General features: G+C 59.7%; 3 protein-coding genes. All 3 read right to left on the bottom strand.

Annotation, left to right across the window (positions count from 1 at the left end; all coding sequences use genetic code 11):
* Positions 1-331 precede the first annotated feature (331 nt).
* Positions 332-1,705: an ISNCY family transposase gene (locus C7G61_RS42205; RefSeq protein WP_108523363.1), complete on the bottom strand. Its 1,374-nt coding sequence runs from the start codon at positions 1,703-1,705 to the stop codon at positions 332-334.
* Between the two features lie 51 nt (positions 1,706-1,756).
* Complete coding sequence (locus C7G61_RS42200; RefSeq protein WP_108523362.1) at positions 1,757-2,116, bottom strand: DUF6788 family protein; 360 nt, start codon at positions 2,114-2,116, stop codon at positions 1,757-1,759.
* A 140-nt stretch (positions 2,117-2,256) separates the two neighbouring features.
* The gene (locus tag C7G61_RS42195; RefSeq protein WP_244608773.1) at positions 2,257-3,036 is read right to left on the bottom strand and encodes an IS630 family transposase; all 780 of its coding nucleotides are present in this window, start codon (positions 3,034-3,036) and stop codon (positions 2,257-2,259) included.
* Positions 3,037-4,118: the final 1,082 nt, after the last annotated feature.

Raw genomic sequence — 4,118 nt, 5'->3', positions numbered from 1 at the left:
TGGCGACGAAAATCGGCGTCCAATTGCCCCGGAAAATGCCGGCATCCGACGTCAGTTCACCCCGGTTTTATTGCGGAAATGGCATGCCTCGACACAAAAACAGGCGTTTCGCGACAGAAACTAGCTAGTTTCTGTCGCGAAACGCCCGGATTTGGGGGCGCCGATCCAAGTTATGCCGATGGATTGGGCACAAAATGAAGGAGAGCAACGGGACCGGCAAGCTCGGGACAGATGATTTTTGAGTTGGTTTCAGGTATTGCGCGCCGGCTGTCAGCTTGAGATGCGCTGAGCCGTGGCCACTTTGAGTGACCGGGACAGGCCTACGGGTCTATCAAGCAGCTTTTCGCCTGCGCGACGATCCCGCCATCAGCATTGCCGCAATCCTCATGAGATTGTTGGCGAGCACCGCGGCGCCGACCCACAGTTCGAAGCGGTCACGTCCCTCGGCGAGACAGCGCTTCATGCCGCGGCCTCGGAACAGCACGGAGATGCGTCCCTCGATGCCGGCGCGAAAGCGTTGACCATTCTTGAAGACCACGCTCTTTTCGTACGCCTCACGTCGTCCCGTCCTCTTGCCACCACGCTGAGGAATGCACACCACCTTCACGCCGGCGTGCTTGCACGAGGCAAGGTTCTGCTCGCTGAAGAAGCCACGATCCGAGCCATACAGCTGCGGGGCACGGCCAAAGGCCTGCCTGTGGCGCTGGAGGGAAGATGCCACATGAACCTCGTCGGGCGGATTGCCTTTCAGCACCTCGTATTGCGTGATCAGGCCCTCCGCGCTTTCGGCGAGGAAGACTTTGTGGCCGAACTCGACCGGCGTGCGCACCTTGCCGCGTTTGATCAGGTCGGTATGGGGCTCGAAGATGGAATAAATCTTCTCGTCGGTAGCTACCTGCTCACCAAAGAGCACACGATGACGTGCCTGATCGATGACACGATCTCCCAGCCCGCAGAAGTGCTCGATCTGACTGCGCAGTTCCTCGATGGCCATGTCGGCGAACATGTCCTTGCCGCGCATCGTGCGGGTCCTCTCGAGCCCCGCGCGTGCGTTTCCTACGACCTCCTCGGCAATGTCGATGAGCGCCCGGTATAACCGGGTCTGCTGCTCGTGACGCTGCCTCGTCGTCATGCGCTGGATCTCGTACATCCGGCGCCGCGCCGCGCGCGTGCGGTCGCAAAAGCCCTTGATTCTTCGCAATTCCAGCGCTTTGGCCAGACGGCGGACCAAGCGTGTGACGACGCGGACCACATCCCATAGCAACGTGTTGTCGGTCGGATGATGAATGTCGGTCTGCACCACCGTAGTGTCGACCCGCAGCTTCGTGCCATCCTCCAATTCGAGCTCGACCGCTGCCCGAACCACCAAATCGTTGACCGCTTTCAGCGTTTGTGGGGTCAGACGGATGAAGCCACGCTGGAAGGCGTCGTGCTTCGGCACCGGCGCGCAGTAGAAGTCGGTGAACTGACGAAGCGTCAATCCATCTGCGATGCGTTCACGCAACTCGCGATAGTCCCAGTTCTTGAGCCGCATCAGAACCAGCGAGCGCAGAACCTGTGTCGCCGTCAATCCGTGACGACCGCTATCTGGCTGCTTCAGGCCACGCACCAGATCCCGCCGGACACGCTCGATGACGTCCCGCTGGTCGTCGAGAAAGCCGGATATCGCCTCCAGCAGCGGCTCCAGGCCGAATGCCCCGATCACGTTGCCGCATCAGCTCCCAATCGGCAAAGCTGATCTGTCGCGCTGTCGCTCTCACACCGCTCGGCTCTTCTTGCTTTTGGATGCTTCGGCGCGCCGTCGCTTCAGCGCTTTGATGTATCGCGGTGCCGCCTGGTGCAGCAGATCCTGCAGAGCGCGCCCGTTGTCCAGGTTGCGCTGAACCTCCGGCACAAGCTCTTCCGGCACGTAGACGGCAACGCGACGCCCGTTCGCGCGACCGTAGAGCACATAACTTTGATGCTGTTCGCCAGACTGGCACGCAGGGCAATTCTTGCGGATGCACCGGCTACGACGCAGGCTCAGCGAGCCCAGAAGCGCAGGCCAGAGATTCGTCGATTCGCTTCGCAGCCAGCGCGCGACATCCGAAGGCGATTCCGAATCAACATGCTTCATATGAAGAATGTGATACCATGCACATGTACGCCGCAAGAAAAAACGTGCTCGAAAATCGCGAAATAACCCCTATTTTAAAGGGCGAAATGTCTTTCGCGACAGAAACTAGCTAGATTAGCGTTTTCTTGGTTCGAATCATATCAGGCGGCGTCGGCGAGTTTGTAGGACCACCTGTGGATGACCGGATGGCGATTGACATCGTCGATGCCAGCCATGATGCGCTCCTTAAGCTCGTGTTTTGAAGTCACCCGGATATGGCGCAGGACTGAACGGGCGAACTTGGAGAAGAATCCCTCGATGAGATTGAGCCACGAGCCGTGCTTGGGGGTGAAGGTGAGCTCGAAGCGCCCGCTTGGTCGAGTGGCGAGCCAGGCTCTGGTTTCTCGCGAGATGTGCGCGGAATGATTGTCGAGGATCAATTTGATCGCAGTGTTCGGCGGATAGGCGGCATCGATAAGTCTGAGGAACTCGATGAACTCTCTGCGATGGCGATCTTTGACAAGGGCGTGGACCTTGCCGGTGAGCAGATCAATCCCAGCCAACAGGCTGAGCGTGCCATGGCGTTTGTATTCATGGTCGCGCGCAAAGCTGGCGTGGACACCAGGCTTGGGCGGCAAATCTGGCGCCGTCGTTGCGATGGCCTGGATTCCCGGCTTCTCGTCGCAGGAGACGATCGTCACCGGCTTTCCCCGCCGCTTTCCCTTGGCAGAGGCTTTCTTCAGGACTTCGACTTCACGGTAGACGCACAGCACCTCCGCCATCTTCTGGTCGAACTCGGCGTCGCGATTTTCAAGATAGTAGCGCACTTTGTGCGGCTTGATTTCCTCCCGGCCGAGGATCTTGCACACCGTTCCCTGGACCACATTGGCCAAACACGCATGCCCCGCCGCCGGCCCGTGCTCGCGCGCATGGCGCGCCAAGAGCCGCGTCGTCCACAACTCATGTGGATAGCCGTGGTCCTTGGCCTGTCGCAGGCCAGCGACACCAACCAGGCTTTGGCCTCAGGCGTGATCGTCGGCTCCTTGCCCGGTAGCGGACGATCATCAAGGGCCGCCAGCGGGCCATCGGCCAGCGCCCGCTCGACACAGCGCTGCACTGTCTGATGATGGACCCCAAGTCTCTGGCCCACCGCGCAGAACGAAGGGTTTTCCCGATACGCCAGCAGCATCTGCGCCCGCGACACCCGGCTCGCCAGTTCGATCCTCGACCGCGAAAGCGTCGTCAAGGTCGCAATCTCTTCATCACTCATGGCCAATTCGACCGCTCGCCGCCATCCTGCCATGATACAGCTCCTCGTTTCGCCGACCGCAAACGAGGAATCCCCCAACAGCCTGTCCGTTCCACCAATTCAGCCTGCTCCATCAGCGCAGGTTTCATGGAATCGGTCGTCTAGCACTTATATGAGGGCTTGGCGTGTCAAGAAGTTTTCGCGATCAACATTTTTTCTCTTCCTACGTTTCAAGAGGGGGCTCGTGCGAGCGCAGTTCTGCATTGATGGGCACGGCAGGCCCCTTTGCTTGGCCGCGCTGAGCGGTCACCCCCCGGAGCCCGGAGGGTCGCGCCGGAAGGCGCGAGGGGTTGACGGCGAAAGCGCGCGCTGAGCGACAATTGGTGTCCTTGCCCATTACGCTGCAAACGTAACTGCGTTTCTGTTGGATCCTCTTTCCCCGTTTTGACGTTCCGATGACATTTGTTCAATTGACCCAAGGCGGAGCCCCTTTCGCCATGCGGCGCTCGCCGCATCAACTTATATCCGGTCGGGACGAGCCCATACCAAGGTCCCTCATGCAACAGTACGAGGGCACAGGGCTCCAAGGAGGATGGGACCATTCTACTTTGCGGCGTATTGCAGCCAGGCTAGCATTACAGTTGCGTTCTTGGAAGGTTTCTGAATCCATGGGCAACCATGATTCGGAGATCGTGGACGCGGGCAGCGTCGATTGAGGAGACGCTTGCGTTGTGGGCGGCGTCGCTTCGAGAGATCAAGAAGCTGATACGTCCG

Source organism: Bradyrhizobium algeriense, assembly GCF_003062295.1.
GTDB lineage: Bacteria > Pseudomonadota > Alphaproteobacteria > Rhizobiales > Xanthobacteraceae > Bradyrhizobium > Bradyrhizobium algeriense.
Note: the sequence above shows the minus strand (reverse complement) of the source record. Positions and strands in the feature narration are given on the sequence as shown.